Below are 16,497 nucleotides of genomic sequence, written 5' to 3' on the forward strand. Positions count from 1 at the left end.
GCCGCAAGCGGGCCACCCTCTTATGCACAACGCGCATGGCACGCGATTGGGGATACGCGTGGCACAATTGGGACGGGACAAGGGACGAGCGCTTTGCGAACACGCCTCGGTATAAAAATTCATGGCCTTCTGGAACACTATTTTCCGGAACGTCGGGTGTTTCTGAAATCTGACAGTGACACGCGGTTCATCCGTCTGCGATCCGGCACACAGCTTCTGGCCTTTGCGGGCAGTTCCTTTGTGGTTGCTTGGGCCATTGTGGCGACCGCGATCCTGCTGATGGACAGCATCGGCGCGGGCAACTTCCGCGAACAGGCCAAGCGCGACCAGCGCACCTATCAGGCCCGCCTGAACGACCTGTCCAGCCAGCGCGACCGCCGCGCCGAAGAGGCGCTTGCCGCGCAAGAGCGGTTCAACGCCGCCCTTACCCAGATTTCCGTGATGCAGACCGAGCTTCTCGCCTCTGAAACACGCCGCCGCGAGCTTGAGACAGGGATCGAAGTGATCCAGTCCACCCTTCGCGGCACCATGCAGGACCGCGAAGCTGCCCGTGACCAGCTTGACGCACTGCAAACCCAGATTGAATCCGAAGGTGCAGGCAGCGTTCTGGCCGGATCGGGCGCAGGCGCGCCGATGGACTTTGTTGCCCAAGCCCTCGCCAAGACCGCCGCCGAGCGTGACAAGGTTGTCGAGGACGCCCAAGAGGCGCTGTTGGCTGCGGACGAGATGGCCTCGGAAATCGCGCTGATGAAAGAACAGAACGACCAGATTTTCCGCCAGCTCGAAGAAGCGATGACCGTCTCCGTGTCGCCGCTGGACAAGATGTTCCGCGCCGCTGGCATGCCGACCGAACGCATCATCGAACAGGTGCGCCGTGGCTATTCCGGTCAGGGTGGTCCGCTGACCCCGCTGACATTCTCGACCCGTGGCGAAGAACCCAGCCCCGACACCCTACGCGCCAACAAGTTGCTGAACCAGATGGACCAGTTGAACCTGTACCGCATCGCCGCGCAAAAGGCGCCTTTCGCGTCGCCGGTCAAAAGCTCTTTCCGCTTCACCTCTTCCTTCGGCTATCGCCGCGACCCCAAAACCGGTGGTCGCCGCATGCACAACGGTGTGGACTTTGCCGCAGGGCTTGGCACACCGCTTTATGCGACCGCAGATGGCGTTGTGACCCACTCCGGCTGGCAATCCGGCTATGGCCGCCTTGTCAAAATCCAGCACGAATTCGGCATCGAAACCCGCTATGCGCACCTTGCGAAACTTAACGTGAAAGTTGGTCAAAGGGTCTCGCGCGGGCAGCGGATTGGTGATATGGGAGCTTCTGGACGGGTGACAGGCGTACACTTGCACTATGAAGTCCGCGTTGGCGGAAAAGCCGTAAACCCCATGATCTATATCAAGGCAGCGAACGATGTTTTCTAAAAGCAAAATCAACGAACCAGGCCCAGGCGCTGACACGACCAAATCGGCAGCCTCCTCTTCTCCTGCTCCGGCGTCGGCCGCACCAAAGCAAAGCGAATTCAAGGCAAGCGCCCCAAAGGCCAAGCCCCCTGCATCTGTTCTGTCGTCGGATCTGCACATCACCGGCAACATGAAAACCACCGGTGACATTCAGGTCGAAGGCACTGTCGAAGGCGACATTCGCGCCCACCTGCTGACCATCGGCGAAAGCGCCACCATCAAGGGCGAAGTGATTGCCGATGATGTTGTGATCAACGGCCGCATTGTGGGCCGCGTGCGTGGCCTGAAGGTCCGCCTGACATCGACCGCCCGCGTCGAAGGTGACATCATCCACAAAACCATCGCCATCGAGAGCGGTGCGCATTTCGAAGGCTCCGTGCAGCGTCAGGACGACCCTCTGAACGCCGGTGCCAAGCAAGCCCAAGGCCGCGCGCCTGCACAAGCGGCCCCTGCGCCCAAAGCAGACTAAGCCAAGCTTCCAGTCATAAAAAAGGGCGCCGCATATCCGATGCGGCGCCCTTTTTCGTTTCTGTATCCGGCGTGATTACTCGGTGACGGTGACGCTGGACATCACATCAGGCTCACCCGGAACGGAACCCGACTGGCCACGGCCACGCTTGATCCCGTCCAGCACGTCCAGACCGGATGTCACCTTGCCCACTACCGTGTACTGGCCGTCCAGAAACGGACCCGGTGCGAACATGATGAAGAACTGGCTGTTGGCGCTGTTGGGGCTTTGCGAACGGGCCATGCCGACCACGCCACGCTCAAAGCTGACATCCGAGAATTCGGCATCAAGGTCGGGCTTGTCCGACCCGCCGCGTCCGGCCATGCCGTCGCCATAGGCTTCCTGCTTGCCGAACTGCACGTCACCGGTCTGGGCCATGAACCCTTCGATCACGCGGTGGAAGACGACGCCGTCATAGGCGCCCTCTTCTGCCAGTTCGGTGATGCGCGCCACGTGGTTGGGCGCGACATCTTCCAGCAGGTCGATCGAGATCACGCCGTTGGCTTCGCCCGCGACGGTGATGTCGATGCCCGTGGCCAGCGCCGGAGACGCGGCCAGCAGGGCCAGCAGTGCCGCGCTTTTACGCAACATCGGCGGCCACTTTCACGCTGATCATGCGGTCGGGTTCGGCGGGCGGTTCACCCAAGGTGATCGCGTCCACATGTTCCATGCCTTCGATAACCTGACCGTACACGGTGTACTGGCCATTCAGGAAATCGTTGTCCTTGAAGTTAATGAAGAACTGGCTGTTGGCGCTGTTCGGGTTGGACGAACGTGCCGCGCCCAGAGTGCCGCGCGCATGGGGGATCTTGGAGAATTCGGCAGGCACATCAGGCTTGTCGGACCCGCCGGTACCGGCCATGCGGATGTTGAACCCGTCTTCCATGTCGCCGTGCTGTACATCGCCGGTCTGCGCCATGAAGTCCTTGATCACGCGGTGGAATGCGACGTTGTCATATTCACCTGCGCGGGCCAGTTCCTTCATACGCTCCACATGTTTAGGGGCGACGTCGGGCATCAACGCGATAACGACGGTGCCGCCTTTCAGCTCCATCAGGATCGTGTTCTCTGGGTCTTTGATTTCGGCCATAATGTGTACTTTCCTCGTTTATTTGCCCACCTACCTAAGCCGAGAGGTGCGCAACGACAAGACGCGCATTGACCCCACGGCCAATTGCCGCGATGCAAGGCGTGACAAAACGACAGGAGCATCACGATGGGCTGGAAATCACTCGACGACATGGACCTTGCGGGCAAACGCGTGCTGACGCGGGTCGATATCAACGTGCCGATGGATGACGGCAAGGTCACCGACGCCACCCGCATTGAACGGATCGTGCCGACCGTCAAAGACATCCGCGCCGCAGGCGGCAGCCCCGTCCTGCTGGCACATTTCGGTCGCCCCAAGGGCAAGGTCGTGCCCGAGATGTCCCTTGCCCCGCTGGTACCCGCGCTTGAGGAAGCCTTTGGCTGCCTCGTCACCTTCGTGGAACGCCCCAGCCGTGACTTCATCGATGCCCAGCCCGCCGATGCAGTGATCCTGATCGAGAACACGCGCTTCTCCCCCATGGAAGAGGCGAATGACCCCGCCATGGCCGAGTTCCTTGCCGGTCTGGGCGATGTCTACTGTAACGACGCGTTTTCCGCCGCGCACCGTGCCCATGCGTCGACCACCGGCGTGGCGCATTTGCTTCCTGCCTGTGCAGGCCGTCTGATGCAGGCCGAGTTGAGCGCGCTGGAAGCGGCCCTTGCCACACCCAAGCGCCCTGTCGGAGCCGTTGTGGGCGGTGCCAAAGTGTCGACCAAGCTCGACCTTCTTCAGAACCTCGTGAAAAAGATCGACCTGCTGGTGATCGGTGGCGGCATGGCCAACACGTTTATCGCCGCCCAAGGCGCAAACCTTGGCGCATCCCTGCAAGAGGCGGATCTGCACGACACCGCGCGCGACATCCTTGCCGCGGCCGAAGCGGCCGGTTGCCGCGTGATCCTGCCGACGGACGGGCGCGTGGCGCGTGAATTCGCCGCCCATGCCGATCACGAGATCATTGCGCTCAATGCCGACACAGTGCTTGAGGCCGATCAGATGGTGCTGGATGCGGGCGATGCCGCCGCCGCCGAGATCGCCGAAGCGTTCGGCACACTCAAAACCCTGATCTGGAACGGCCCGCTTGGCGCGTTCGAAATTGCCCCCTTCGACACCGCCACAGTGACCGCCGCCAAAGCCGCCGCCGCCCTGAGCGATGCGGGCGAACTGGTGACAGTTGCAGGGGGTGGCGACACAGTGTCGGCCCTGAACCAAGCGGGCGTTGCCGACAGCTTTACCTATATCTCCACCGCCGGTGGCGCGTTTCTGGAATGGATGGAAGGCAAGGAATTGCCGGGCGTTGCGGCATTGATGCAATAGCCCCCCGCCCTACGTGACGGGCCAGACCAAACGACAACCCGAAGGGAAGAACACATGGCTGGCTGGACACTGATCACGGGCGCATCCGAAGGATTGGGCGTGGAATTCGCCCGCGTCGCGGCCAAGGACAAGCGCAATCTGATCCTTGCCGCGCGTTCCACCGACAAGCTGGACAAGGTCGCCGCCGAGGTCCGCGCCATGGGGGTCGAGGCGGTGGTGATCACGGCCGACCTGTCGCGCATGGACGACGTCGAACGCCTGTGGTCCGAAGCGACCGAGGGGCGCGAGGTGGATGTGCTGGTCAACAATGCGGGCCTTGGCGCGAACGGCACGTTTTCCGACAGTGTCCCGTGGGACCGTGAACTGGCCGAGATGCAGGTGAACATGCTGGCGCTGACCCGGCTGATGCATCTGGCCATTCCGCATATGAAAACGCTGGGGCGCGGCCGTATCCTGAACGTCGCCTCAATCGCGGCCTTTGCACCGGGTCCGCATATGGCGGTTTATTGCGCCACAAAGTCTTATGTCCTGTCGCTGAGCGAAGCGGTGGCCGAGGAATTGCGCGGCAGCCCCGTGACCGTCACCGCCCTGTGCCCCGGCACCACGGCGACCAACTTTTTCGACGATGCGGGCATGGGCAATTCCCGCCTGCTGAAATTTGCCAAACCGATGGCGCCCCGCCCCGTGGTCGAACAAGGCTGGGCACAGGCCATGCAAGGCACGCGCATCGTTGTGCCCGGTTGGATGAACAAGCTGATCGCCTTCCTGCCCCGCCTGACGCCGCGTGCGCTGACGGCGCGGATGAACGGCAGAATAATGAAAAAACACTGACGCTGCGGGTGCAAAGGGGATTCACACGGCGAATCACCTGTGTCATACTGCCTTGGACCGCCCACAAGAGGCGGCACAAAGGCAGCAGTCCATGACCCGCACAGCACGACCCGCATTGGGAACAGTCATCTTTTTCGCCATCGCGTTCGCGTTGGGCGTCTACTTTACCTTTGCCGCCGTGCAGGGGGATTACGGCCTGTTCCGCCGCGCCGAAATCGACGCCGAAGTGCATGACCTGACCGCGCAGCTAAAGTCTGTGCAGGCCCAAGTGGCCGAGATGGAAAACCTGACCCGCCGCCTGTCCGACGACTATCTGGACCTTGATCTGCTGGACGAACAGGCGCGCAGCGTCTTGGGCATGTTGCGCAGCGACGAGATCGTGATCCGCTGACACCGCCCGCTTTTGCAGCAGCTTGCAACCGCTATGACGTGGCGGCACATTCCTACTCGCCCCCCGTGTCCGAATCCTGTAATAGATAGTTTAACGCTAAACTATTTCTCTTGAGGGAGGTTGCCCATGGCCGCGCGCAAAGCCACGACAAAACCGAACGTGTCGGCGGAGGAGCTTAAGGGCTACTACCGCGACATGCTTTTGATCCGACGGTTCGAGGAAAAGGCGGGCCAGTTATATGGCATGGGCCTGATCGGGGGCTTCTGCCACCTGTATATCGGTCAAGAGGCGGTTGTTGTGGGGCTTGAGGCTGCGGCCAAGGAAGGCGACAAACGCATCACATCCTATCGTGACCACGGCCACATGCTGGCCTGCGGCATGGACCCCAACGGCGTCATGGCCGAGCTGACGGGCCGCGAAGGCGGTTATTCCAAAGGCAAGGGCGGTTCCATGCACATGTTCAGCAAGGAAAAGCACTTTTACGGCGGCCACGGCATCGTTGCCGCGCAGGTGCCACTGGGGGCGGGTCTTGCCTTTTCCGACATGTACAAGGGCAACGACAACGTGACCTTCACCTATTTCGGGGACGGTGCCGCGAACCAGGGTCAGGTCTATGAGGCCTACAACATGGCCGAACTGTGGGCGCTGCCGGTGATCTTTGTCATCGAGAACAACCAATACGCCATGGGCACCTCGACCAAACGCTCCACCAAATCGCCCAGCTATTGGGAACGCGGTGCGGCCTACGGCATCCCGGGCGAGGAAGTGGACGGCATGGACGTGCTGGCGGTCAAGGCTGCTGGTCAAAAGGCCGTTGAACACTGCCGCGCGGGCAAAGGCCCCTATATTCTCGAAATTAAGACATACCGCTATCGCGGCCACTCCATGTCGGATCCGGCCAAGTACCGGACCCGCGAGGAAGTGCAGAAAATGCGCGACGAACGCGACCCGATCGAAGCGGTGCGCACCATGCTGCTGACCGGCAAACACGCCACCGAAGATGACCTCAAGGCCATCGACAAAGAGATCAAAGAGGTCGTGAACGCCAGCGCCGAATTCGCCAAGGAAAGCCCCGAGCCCGCGCTTGATGAGCTTTGGACAGATATCTACGCCGAAACGGCACCGCAGAACGCGTAAGGGGAGAGATTAACATGGCAACCGAAATTCTTATGCCCGCCCTCTCTCCGACCATGGAAGAAGGCACATTGGCCAAATGGCTCGTTAAGGAAGGCGACACTGTCTCCTCTGGCGACATCATGGCCGAGATCGAAACCGACAAGGCGACGATGGAGTTCGAAGCCGTCGATGAAGGCATCATCGGCAAGATCCTGATCGAAGAGGGCAGCGAGGGCGTCAAAGTTAACACCCCCATCGCCATCCTGATCGAAGAAGGTGAAAGCGTCGACGACATCGAAACGTCCTCGGCCCCTGCCCCCGCCGCGCTCGACAGCGAGGAAGGCAAGCCCGCGTCGCCCGACACGGCATCGACACCAGCCAGCGTGCCAGACGCGCCCAAGGCCGACACCAGCCCCGACTGGCCCGAAGGCACCGAGATGAAAACCCAGACCGTGCGCGAGGCATTGCGCGACGGCATGGCCGAAGAAATGCGCCGCGACGAAACGGTCTTCCTCATGGGTGAGGAAGTGGCCGAGTATCAGGGCGCGTACAAGATTTCCCAAGGGATGCTGGATGAGTTCGGCTCCAAACGCGTGATCGACACGCCCATCACCGAACACGGTTTTGCCGGTATCGGGGTCGGCGCGGCCTTTGGCGGTCTACGCCCGATTGTGGAGTTCATGACCTTCAACTTCGCCATGCAGGCGATGGACCAGATCATCAACTCGGCGGCCAAAACGCTGTACATGTCCGGCGGCCAGATGGGCGCGCCCATGGTGTTCCGTGGCCCGAACGGTGCCGCCGCCCGCGTGGGCGCGCAACACAGCCAGGACTACGCCGCGTGGTTTATGCAAATCCCCGGCCTGAAAGTCGTGATGCCTTATGCGGCCTCGGACTACAAAGGGTTGATGAAAACCGCGATCCGCGACCCCAACCCCGTCATCTTCCTTGAAAACGAAATCCTTTACGGGCGCAGCTTCGATGTGCCGGACCTCGAAGACTATACGGTACCGTTCGGCAAGGCGCGTATCTGGCGCGAAGGCGACGATTGCACCATCGTGTCCTTCGGGATCGGCATGCAATACGCGCTGGCCGCTGCGGAAAAGCTGGCCGAGGACGGGATCAACTGCGACGTCATCGACCTGCGCACCCTGCGCCCGATGGACACCGCCGCGATCCTGAATTCAGTCCGCAAAACAAACCGTTGCGTGACTGTGGAGGAAGGTTGGCCGCAAGGCTCCGTCGGCAATTACATCAGTTCGGTGATCATGCAGGAAGCGTTCGACTATCTGGACGCGCCAGTGATCAACTGCACCGGTAAGGATGTTCCGATGCCCTATGCCGCGAACCTCGAAAAGCACGCGCTGCTGACCACGGACGAGGTCATCGACGCTGTCAAACAAGTCACTTACCGCTAAGGAGCCGGAGATGCCGACAGAAATTCTCATGCCCGCCCTGTCCCCTACGATGGAGGAAGGCACGCTCGCGAAATGGCTGGTAAAAGAGGGCGACACCGTGTCGTCCGGCGACTTGCTTGCCGAAATCGAAACCGACAAGGCCACGATGGAATTCGAAGCCGTCGATGAGGGCACAATCGGCAAGATCCTGATCGAGGAAGGCACCGAAGGGGTCAAGGTCAACACCGCGATTGCCGTGCTTCTCGAAGATGGTGAAAGCGCGGATGACATCGGCGACACCTCTGCTGCCCCCGCCAAGGAACCGGCCAGCAGCGACGCGGCCCCCGCCGAAGCCTCCGACGCCACCGCACCGGCTAAGGGCCACGGGCGCGGCGCCACCGATGCCACGCCGAGCCCCGCCGCCCCGACTGGTGGTGATGGCAAGCGCATCTTTGCCTCGCCCCTTGCCCGTCGCATCGCGGCGCAAAAGGGTCTGGACCTGACCGACATCAAAGGCTCCGGCCCGCATGGCCGGATCGTCAAAGCCGACGTGGAAGCCGCCGAAGCCAAACCGGCCGAGAAATCCGCCGCGCCAGCAGCCTCCGCGCCGGCCGCCGCCGCAGCAGCAGCGCCCGCAGGACTGTCCGCCGATGCCGTTGCGCGCATGTACGAGGGTCGCGAATACGAAGAGGTCAAGCTGGACGGGATGCGCAAAACCATCGCCGCCCGTCTGACCGAAGCCAAGCAAACCGTCCCGCATTTCTATCTGCGTCGGGATATCAAGCTGGACGCCCTGCTCGAATTCCGCGGCACGCTGAACGCGCAACTGGCGGATCGCGGTGTGAAGCTGTCGGTGAACGATTTCATCATCAAGGCCTGCGCCCTTGCCCTGCAAACCGTACCCGACGCCAACGCCGTCTGGGCCGGTGACCGGATGCTGAAACTCACGCCATCGGATGTGGCCGTTGCGGTCGCCATCGAAGGCGGGCTGTTCACTCCCGTCCTGCAAGACGCGCACCAGAAATCGCTGTCGACCTTGTCGGCAGAGATGAAAGACCTCGCCACCCGCGCGCGCGATCGCAAACTGGCACCGCATGAATATCAGGGCGGCAGCTTTGCCATCTCCAACCTCGGGATGTTCGGGATCGACAACTTCGACGCGGTCATCAACCCGCCGCACGGCGCCATTTTGGCCGTGGGCGCGGGCGTCAAGAAACCTGTCGTCGGCAAAGATGGCGAACTGTCCGTGGCTACGGTGATGTCCGTCACCCTGTCGGTCGATCACCGCGTGATCGACGGCGCACTGGGCGCGCAACTGCTTAACGCCATCGTCGAAAACTTGGAAAACCCGCTGGCTATGTTGGCGTAATTTTACGTCCCATAAATACAAAAAAAGCCGGAGCATACCGCTCCGGCTTTTTTCATTCTAACTGTCTGGAAACGCTCAGGCTTCGTTCTTGCCCAACATGTGGTTCATCGAAACCGCTGGCTGGTCACAGCCCGCCTCGCCCACAATCCGCGCCGGAATACCCGCAACGGTCTTGCACGACGGCACATCCTCCAGCACGACCGACCCGGCCGCGATCCGGCTGCAATTCCCGATCGAGATATTGCCAAGCACTTTCGCGCCCGCCCCGATCAGCACGCCGTTGCCGATTTTCGGGTGACGGTCCTCTTCTTCCTTACCGGTCCCGCCCAGTGTCACCGAATGCAGCATCGACACGTTCTCGCCCACCACCGCTGTTTCACCGATGACGATGGAATGGGCGTGGTCGATCATGATCCCTTTGCCGATCTTCGCAGCAGGGTGAATGTCGACGCCAAAGATTTCCGACACGCGCATCTGGAAGAAATAGGCCAGATCGTAATGCCCCTCGGTCCACAGGAAATGCCCGACGCGATAGGCCTGGATCGCCTGATACCCTTTGAAATACAGGATCGGCTGCACCATGCGATGGCAGGCTGGGTCACGCTCGTAGACCGCTACAAGGTCCGCACGGGCCGCATCTACCAGCTCGGGCGCTTTCTGATAGGCCTCTTCAACGATCTCGCGCACCACGACCATCGACATTTCGTTCGACGCCAACTTGGCCGCAATCCGATAAGACAGCGCCTTCTCGATGGATTTGTGATGCAGGATACATGCATGCACGAACCCTCCGACCAAGGGTTCGTCCGCAACCGCTTGGCGTGCCTCTTCGTTGATTTGTTCCCACAAAGGGTCAATCGCGGAAATGTTCGTTCTCAGATCAGCCATGGCATGTCCTTTCGGTGCGTCCTTACCCTACATAAGCCCGATAATCCAAACGCAAAGCTGTTATGTGTGCGATCACGAGGGACGATGTCAGGAAAATCAGGGCGTTGAGCGGACGTGACAAAACGCGGTGCACCGTCAAGATACACCGCGCCACGCGTGTAAGGAATAACGTCCAGAGCCTGTAACGGCCGCCCTAAACCCCAACCTCAATGGTGTTGAACGGCCCCACACCGAACCGCGCCGAGTTCTGCGCCACCGCAATACGATAACCCGCCGTCAGCCCGTCAGCCTGCCGCATCGCACTGTCATAGGTCCACGCGGGCGACGAAACAGCCACCTCGCGGATCACCTGCCCCCCCTGCTGTACCCGCACGGTATAGCTTTCGCTGTCTTCACCCAATGGCACATCCGGCAGATCCCAGTCGTCACCATCCAGACGGGTCCGGCGCACCCAAGACACATGCAGATCGCCACCCGCCTCCTGCGCCCGCAGATGCACAGGACGGTAGGGCCGCAGCCCGTTGCCGTCGAACGCGTGCACGAACGTTTGGTAGGACGGATCGTCATAGCCGCGCCGCGCTGGTCCCACGCGATAGGTCTGGGCGACACGCCGCAGGTTCCGCGCAAGCTCGATCTGCGACGGCACCCCGTTCATCACCACGATCCACGATCCCACCGGCCACACATCCGGCCCGACCGCATCGCTGCCCAACTGGTTGCGCAAGCGATGGCTCAGCAGATACCGCCCCGGCGCGATCAGTTCGGCATCGCGGAACTGGAACAACTCCCAATTGTTCGGCGTCCCGTCCCCGATGGCGACCAGATTGGCCCCGTTCAGCAAAGCCGCATCCGAGGTCGATTCCACCGCGCCATGCATCAGCTCGACCTCCAGCGCGTCACCACGGTCCACCAGCCCGCCTTGTGCACGCCCCAAGGGCGACTTGGTAAAGCCGATGGTCGATCTCGCCGCCACAATCGAGTTGAGGAAGAACCCCGAGTCGGTCGGCGACTGATAGACCGCCACCGTTCCCGGCCACGGCGTGCCGGAAATCGCGGCATAGGGCGCGTGGGGCACCTCCTCCCCCGTCAGAAGGGGCAGATCTAGCAAAACCGAGGAAAGCGGCACAGGCGGCACAAATTCTCGCACAGCGGCCAGTTCATCGGACAGTTCCGAGGGCACATAGACCTCCGGTTCGATCCGCACCGCCTCCAGCAACTGCATCTCGCCCATTTCGACGCGGTCCACACGGTACAGACCCGGCCCCTCGGACTGGTCCGCCGCGATCTCGATCACGTCACCCGCGCCCACCCCGATCAGGGACGGGGGCAAGGCCAGCCGCACCGCCTCGCGCGCGATCCGCGCCTCGGCCAGCCAGCGTTCTGTGACCTGCCGCCCTTCGGGACGTGTCAGCGCCATCGGCAGATCGGATGTGGACACCGCATGGGTCGCATCATCGGCCAGAATGGCCTCTTCCGACAGCACATCGAAATTCCCGTCCGTTTCGACAAAGCGAAGGCGCACCCGCCCTGCCAGATCGGCCTCGGACTCGCGCGACTGCTCAAGCCGCCCCTGCAGATCGGAACTGATGGCAAACTGCTCGGACGGCAACGCCGTCGCGTCCAGCCCCGTGCGCATCACAAAGCGCAGCACACCGTCCCGTTCAATCGCGTCAAAGGCATAGCGCAGCATCAAAGGCTGCAAGGCGCTGCGGGCCGATGCGACATCGTCGATCACATAGCCGCGCACGTAGCCGAACAGACCCGAGACATCATAGGCCGTCAGCCCCGCACGCTCGCAGATCTCGGCCACGACCGACGCCAGCGTCCGCCCCGAGGTCCGACCGCTGATCCAGTGGCCACGGGTATAGTTCTCGCCGTCGCTCCACGTGCCGGTCGCGTTGGGAAAGAACGGATAGGGCCGCGTGTCCCACGCCCAGACAAAGGCGCGGCGCATGTCGACCATGGCACCGTCATACGCCACTGCCGCCGGGTTGTTCGCCTCATCCGCCCAATAGGAATGCATCGCCCGCAGATACTGCTTCTGGATCAGATCGTCGCGCGCACCGCTGGAATGTTTCGGCAGACTGCTTTCCGAGGATTTCTGATCCAGAAACTTGTTGGGCTGGTTTGTGCCCTTGTCCACTGCCGCACAACCCAGTTCGGTGAACCAGATCGGCTTTGATCCGGCCTCCCACGCGGTGGGCAGCGCCGCACGCTGGCCCCCGATCCGGTCGTGGTGCACATTCGCCCACCAGTTGCGGATATCCTTATACCGCCACACCCAAGGCTCGTCATGGGTGCCATCCGTGATCGGGGTGCGGATTTGCGCAGCTTCGGCCTCGGGCGAGTGGTAATACCAGTCATAGCCCTCGCCGCCCGCAATGTTGGTGCGCAGATAGTCGAGGTTGTAGATACTGCCAAAGCCCGCATCCGCATGGTCCTGACCGTCGCGCCAATCCGACAGCGGCATGTAGTTGTCGATGCCGACAAAGTCGATGTTCGCATCCGCCCACAGCGGATCAAGATGGAAATAACGGTCCCCCGATCCGTCCTGCGGTTGATAGCCGAAATACTCGGTCCAGTCGGCGGCATAGGAAATTTTGGTATCCGGCCCCAGAATGGCGCGCACCTCTGCCGCCAGAGCGCGCAGTTTCTCCACCACGACAAACCTGTTGCCCGCCCCGCGGATCTGCGTCAGCCCACGGAATTCCGACCCGATACAGAATGCATCGACGCCCCCAGCCACCGCGCACAGGGACGCATAGTGCAGGATGAACCGCGACAGCGACCACTCCTCGGGTCCGTTATACCGCACCAACTCCTCTTCACGGCCCGCAAGCAGGTCAAAGAGGTTCAGCACCGGCGACAGTTCGAAATCCGCCGCCGTGGCGGTTCCGAAAAACGCGTCCACTTCGGCATCGGCTGCGGCAGTACCATCCGGCGATCCCGCCACCCCCGGTGCCACCGACAGCGTGATGCGCCCACGCCACGGCAGATGCGGTTGCGTGTCGACCGGATCATACGGATCGGGCAGCGTGTTATCCTGCCCCTGATCCATCAGCACAAAGGGATAGAACATCACCGCCTTGCCCGCCGCATTCAGCGACTGAATCGCCTCGACAACCGACTCATCCGACGGCGTGCCGCCATAAATCGGCCGCCCCTCGACGCTTGCGATCTGCTGGGCCGCAGCACGGTCCATCCCCGAAACGCGCCACGCCATGTTCTCGCCCTCGACATCCTTGCGTTCGACCTTGGGGCGCAGCGTGCACGACCCGCAGCGCAGGTCGTCACCGAACCACGACACAATCAGCGACGTCGCCTCGCAATTGGGCAACTCGTCATTCAGCCCCTCCATCGACGCGGCGAAATCGGTCTGACCCGCAGGGGTGTTCACATTGGCGATCCAACGCGCGCGAGACTGGTCGACATAATGCACTGGCGTGGTGGCCAGCGCATATTCCCCCGTGCCCGGCATCATGGCGACTGCGCGGATGGCGCGGGTCATCTCGTCCTGCGCGCCGTCCTGATCGGGCTGTTCGGGGCGCACCACCTCAAAGGACAGCTGCGGCACACGGTTGCCGAACTGCGCCAGCGACAGGTTCTCGATGACCACATAGGCGGTGCCGCGATAGGCAGGCACCAGCCCCTGCCCCTCGATCGCTTCCATCAGCGGATCGGGCAACTGGTCCTGCGAGCCGGTATAGACGCGCATGTTCAGGTCGTTGATCGCCAGTTCCTCGCCATCGGCCCAGATGCGGCCAACGCGCGTGATCTCGCCCTCACAGATCGCCAGCGCAAGGCTGACCGAATAGCTATAGGAATTCACCGTCGGCCCCGAGGGCGCGCCCTTCCCGCCACCGCCGCTCTGGGAAACGGTTTCAAGGAAATCCGACGCCCATATCACCTGCCCGCCCAAGCGCATGCGCCCGTAAAGCTGCGAAATGGCCGCCCCCTCGCCGGAACTGGTCAGACGGAAACGGTCCACCTTGCCATGCTCCACCACATCCGATCCCTGCCCCATCAGGCGCTGGTCAATCACCCGCCCAAGGGTCGCCCCCACGGCGCGGCCCAGCACAACCGAGGACAACCCCAGAAACGTACCGCCCAAAGACCCGCCAACGGCAGCCCCCACAGCAGAAAGTACAACAGTCGCCATCAGCAGACCTCCTCGGTCGGAAATTCAAAGCGCGCCACGATACGTCGCGCCCATGGTTGGCTCAGCGGGCTTTCCACCACGCCTTGGCCGCTATAGGCGTGCACGAATGCCGCCTGCGCGCCGGTTTCGGTCTGGATACCCAGATGTTTCGCAACGCCGCCCGCACGCATGCGAAACAGCACAACGTCGCCCACGGCAGCGTGCGTGACGGGTTTCGGGGTCAGATGGCGCAGGGCAGCGGCCCACAGGCGCTCCTCGCCCTGCGGTTCGGACCAGTCCATGGTGTAGGATGGCGGGCGCTCCGGCTCGCTCCCCTTCATCCCGCGCCACACGCCGCGCACAAGGCCCAGACAGTCACAGCCCGCGCCGCGCGTAGCCTGCTGATGCACATACGGCGTCCCGATCCACGCCCGCGCATGGCCGACAATCTCAAGGGCCATGTCACTCATCGCAGACTCCCTCCGGTATTGGCGCGTCCACTGGTGGGATAGGCCATGACCCAGTCGTCACCCGGAAGGTCGGGAAAGCCCTGAAAGTTCAGCAAATTGGCGAACTTCAGGCGGCAGGTCTCGAACCGCTTGTCGCAACCCGCCGTCAAACGCAGCATATCGCCCGCCGCCAGCGCCCCGCGGATCGGCTCCCACAGCTCGACGCCGGCGCACACCGTCTTCGATGGCATCACGCTTGATCATGCCCCACAGCCCGTTAGAGGCACCGCTTAGCACATCCAACCGTCCGCGCTGGAACCACTCCGGCTCGAACCCGTTCAGCGCGTCCCATTCGAACACACGGCCCTTCTCGACCCGCAGCAACGGCACATCGACGTGATACCCCGCCTGCGAGGTGTCAAACCCGCAGGCCTTATCGCCCAGCACCGCCGTACACGGCTTTTGATAGATACGGCCCAAAGGACGGTTCAACGCCTCGGTCAACCCGCGCAACTCGGCGTGAAAGGCACAGCCCGCACGACGGATTTCCCCGATCGTGCCACGAAACTGGAGCCAACGAGTGTCCGTCTCCGCCCAGTTCACCAGCCACGCACGCACTTCGGCACCGTCAAACCGGCCTGCCTCAATGTCATCCTCACGCACGGCGGCATCGGTTAACGCCCCCAGCGCCTCGGTATTGTCCACACTCAGACCCGTGGACTGCGCCAAGGCCGACGCCGTCAGACCAGAGGCCGCGCGGAACTCGATCCCCTCAAAGGAAAACGCACAGTCGTGATCGGTGAACCCGAAGGTCTCACCATCTGTGCGGGTGATTGCCCATGCCCGACACAGGGTCGTCAGCCCCGTGGACGCATGCGCCAGAAACTCTTCGCTTTGCCCACTCATGCGACACGCACCTCGACGATGGGCACATTCGGCACCGTGCCCGCCTGAAAGCTCGCAACCGAGGTCTGGATCTGTTCTGTGTCGAAACGCACCGGCACGTCGAACTCGAAGCCTGCCGTGATCTCGACATCCTGTTCCGACGGATGGCGAAAGGTCACAACGCCCGTGGCCAGATCGACATCGTAATCCACACCTTCACGCATCTCGTCACGACCAAGCCCCACGCGCACCGTGCCCGACACAGGCTTGGTGATGGGTCTTGCATAGGAATGGCCGCCCGACCGATAGGTCTTGAGCAACTGGAACGCTTGGCTCACCCCGTCGCCCAGCGCGATCCGCTGATCCTCAAAGGCCACAGTGCCACTGGCAGCGGAGGATTTGTAATCCGACCAGTCTTTCCAGCGAAACCCGTACATCTGACCCATACGGGCCTCGAAAAAGGCGATCAATGTCTCGACATCGTCAAGCGACCGCATCCCCAGTCCCGCGTCATAGCGGCGGCGCGAATGGGCCCACGGTGTGTTGCGCTCCTCGAACCCGTTGGCAAGGGTCACAACCTCGGTGCGCCGTTCCGGCCCCCCGACCGAGCCAAAGCTCAGAGACGCGGGAAAGCGTACTTCATGGAAATACATGTCT

At 62.2% G+C, this 16,497-nt stretch carries 14 protein-coding genes and 1 pseudogene; 8 read left to right on the top strand and 7 right to left on the bottom strand.

What is annotated here, in order from left to right; genetic code table 11:
• Positions 1–93 precede the first annotated feature (93 nt).
• Positions 94–1,425 carry a DUF5930 domain-containing protein gene (locus AC6GQJ_RS03850; protein WP_500771947.1) on the top strand — a complete coding sequence of 444 codons (1,332 nt, stop codon included), beginning with the start codon at positions 94–96 and terminating at the stop codon, positions 1,423–1,425.
• Entirely contained in the window at positions 1,415–1,933 is a 519-nt protein-coding gene (locus AC6GQJ_RS03855) for a bactofilin family protein (RefSeq protein WP_500771949.1), read from the top strand. The genes AC6GQJ_RS03850 and AC6GQJ_RS03855 overlap by 11 nt, the downstream gene beginning before the upstream one ends.
• A gap of 75 nt (positions 1,934–2,008) precedes the next feature.
• Here the strand turns inward: AC6GQJ_RS03855 and AC6GQJ_RS03860 are convergent, their stop codons facing one another.
• Both AC6GQJ_RS03860 and AC6GQJ_RS03865 read right to left on the bottom strand, forming a co-directional pair.
• Positions 2,009–2,563, bottom strand: coding sequence for a peptidylprolyl isomerase (locus AC6GQJ_RS03860; protein WP_500771951.1), 555 nt, complete (start codon positions 2,561–2,563; stop codon positions 2,009–2,011).
• Entirely contained in the window at positions 2,553–3,062 is a 510-nt protein-coding gene (locus tag AC6GQJ_RS03865; RefSeq protein WP_500771953.1) for a peptidylprolyl isomerase, read from the bottom strand. Before AC6GQJ_RS03865 ends, AC6GQJ_RS03860 begins: the two co-directional genes overlap by 11 nt.
• 126 nt (positions 3,063–3,188) lie before the next feature.
• Between AC6GQJ_RS03865 and AC6GQJ_RS03870 the strand changes: the two genes are divergently transcribed.
• The 6 genes from AC6GQJ_RS03870 to AC6GQJ_RS03895 all read left to right on the top strand — a co-directional run bounded on the left by AC6GQJ_RS03870 (position 3,189) and on the right by AC6GQJ_RS03895 (position 9,480).
• Entirely contained in the window at positions 3,189–4,376 is a 1,188-nt protein-coding gene (locus AC6GQJ_RS03870) for a phosphoglycerate kinase (RefSeq protein ID WP_500771955.1), read from the top strand.
• Positions 4,377–4,430: 54 nt separating this feature from the next.
• Positions 4,431–5,207 (top strand): SDR family NAD(P)-dependent oxidoreductase, encoded by a 777-nt coding sequence (locus tag AC6GQJ_RS03875; RefSeq protein WP_500771957.1) that lies wholly within the window; start codon positions 4,431–4,433, stop codon positions 5,205–5,207.
• A gap of 91 nt (positions 5,208–5,298) precedes the next feature.
• Positions 5,299–5,598, top strand: coding sequence for an FtsB family cell division protein (locus AC6GQJ_RS03880; RefSeq protein WP_500771960.1), 300 nt, complete (start codon positions 5,299–5,301; stop codon positions 5,596–5,598).
• A gap of 126 nt (positions 5,599–5,724) precedes the next feature.
• The gene (gene pdhA, locus AC6GQJ_RS03885) at positions 5,725–6,735 is read left to right on the top strand and encodes a pyruvate dehydrogenase (acetyl-transferring) E1 component subunit alpha (RefSeq protein WP_500771962.1); all 1,011 of its coding nucleotides are present in this window, start codon (positions 5,725–5,727) and stop codon (positions 6,733–6,735) included.
• Positions 6,736–6,749: 14 nt separating this feature from the next.
• Entirely contained in the window at positions 6,750–8,132 is a 1,383-nt protein-coding gene (locus AC6GQJ_RS03890; RefSeq protein ID WP_500771964.1) for a pyruvate dehydrogenase complex E1 component subunit beta, read from the top strand.
• A 10-nt stretch (positions 8,133–8,142) separates the two neighbouring features.
• Positions 8,143–9,480, top strand: a complete 1,338-nt coding sequence (locus AC6GQJ_RS03895) for a pyruvate dehydrogenase complex dihydrolipoamide acetyltransferase (RefSeq protein ID WP_500771966.1) — start codon at positions 8,143–8,145, stop codon at positions 9,478–9,480.
• Between the two features lie 75 nt (positions 9,481–9,555).
• On the opposite strand, the gene cysE is transcribed toward AC6GQJ_RS03895, so the two are convergent.
• From cysE to AC6GQJ_RS03920, 5 genes and pseudogenes are all read right to left on the bottom strand, one after another.
• Complete coding sequence (gene cysE, locus AC6GQJ_RS03900; RefSeq protein WP_500771968.1) at positions 9,556–10,368, bottom strand: serine O-acetyltransferase; 813 nt, start codon at positions 10,366–10,368, stop codon at positions 9,556–9,558.
• Between the two features lie 193 nt (positions 10,369–10,561).
• Positions 10,562–14,527 carry a baseplate multidomain protein megatron gene (locus AC6GQJ_RS03905; protein ID WP_500771970.1) on the bottom strand — a complete coding sequence of 1,322 codons (3,966 nt, stop codon included), beginning with the start codon at positions 14,525–14,527 and terminating at the stop codon, positions 10,562–10,564.
• A complete protein-coding gene (locus AC6GQJ_RS03910; protein WP_500771972.1) occupies positions 14,527–14,976 on the bottom strand; it encodes an NlpC/P60 family protein in 450 nt (149 codons plus the stop codon). Before AC6GQJ_RS03910 ends, AC6GQJ_RS03905 begins: the two co-directional genes overlap by 1 nt.
• Positions 14,973–15,861, bottom strand: a pseudogene (locus AC6GQJ_RS03915) (phage/gene transfer agent baseplate hub protein). Before AC6GQJ_RS03915 ends, AC6GQJ_RS03910 begins: the two are co-directional and overlap by 4 nt.
• Positions 15,858–16,493, bottom strand: coding sequence for a phage distal tail protein, Rcc01695 family (locus tag AC6GQJ_RS03920; RefSeq protein WP_500771974.1), 636 nt, complete (start codon positions 16,491–16,493; stop codon positions 15,858–15,860). Before AC6GQJ_RS03920 ends, AC6GQJ_RS03915 begins: the two are co-directional and overlap by 4 nt.
• Between the last annotated feature and the right edge of the window lie 4 nt (positions 16,494–16,497).

It is taken from the genome of Tateyamaria sp. 7Alg 36 (assembly GCF_059882455.1).

Excerpts from the sequence above, each read along its gene's own strand:
- pdhA (WP_500771962.1), top strand. The coding sequence starts at position 5,725 with ATGGCCGCGCGCAAAGCCACGACAAAACCGAACGTGTCGGCGGAGGAG.
- AC6GQJ_RS03860 (WP_500771951.1), bottom strand. The coding sequence starts at position 2,563 with ATGTTGCGTAAAAGCGCGGCACTGCTGGCCCTGCTGGCCGCGTCTCCG.
- AC6GQJ_RS03895 (WP_500771966.1), top strand. The coding sequence starts at position 8,143 with ATGCCGACAGAAATTCTCATGCCCGCCCTGTCCCCTACGATGGAGGAA.
- AC6GQJ_RS03870 (WP_500771955.1), top strand. The coding sequence starts at position 3,189 with ATGGGCTGGAAATCACTCGACGACATGGACCTTGCGGGCAAACGCGTG.
- AC6GQJ_RS03920 (WP_500771974.1), bottom strand. The coding sequence starts at position 16,493 with ATGTATTTCCATGAAGTACGCTTTCCCGCGTCTCTGAGCTTTGGCTCG.
- AC6GQJ_RS03905 (WP_500771970.1), bottom strand. The coding sequence starts at position 14,527 with ATGGCGACTGTTGTACTTTCTGCTGTGGGGGCTGCCGTTGGCGGGTCT.
- cysE (WP_500771968.1), bottom strand. The coding sequence starts at position 10,368 with ATGGCTGATCTGAGAACGAACATTTCCGCGATTGACCCTTTGTGGGAA.
- AC6GQJ_RS03875 (WP_500771957.1), top strand. The coding sequence starts at position 4,431 with ATGGCTGGCTGGACACTGATCACGGGCGCATCCGAAGGATTGGGCGTG.
- AC6GQJ_RS03910 (WP_500771972.1), bottom strand. The coding sequence starts at position 14,976 with ATGAGTGACATGGCCCTTGAGATTGTCGGCCATGCGCGGGCGTGGATC.
- AC6GQJ_RS03880 (WP_500771960.1), top strand. The coding sequence starts at position 5,299 with ATGACCCGCACAGCACGACCCGCATTGGGAACAGTCATCTTTTTCGCC.
- AC6GQJ_RS03865 (WP_500771953.1), bottom strand. The coding sequence starts at position 3,062 with ATGGCCGAAATCAAAGACCCAGAGAACACGATCCTGATGGAGCTGAAA.
- AC6GQJ_RS03855 (WP_500771949.1), top strand. The coding sequence starts at position 1,415 with ATGTTTTCTAAAAGCAAAATCAACGAACCAGGCCCAGGCGCTGACACG.
- AC6GQJ_RS03890 (WP_500771964.1), top strand. The coding sequence starts at position 6,750 with ATGGCAACCGAAATTCTTATGCCCGCCCTCTCTCCGACCATGGAAGAA.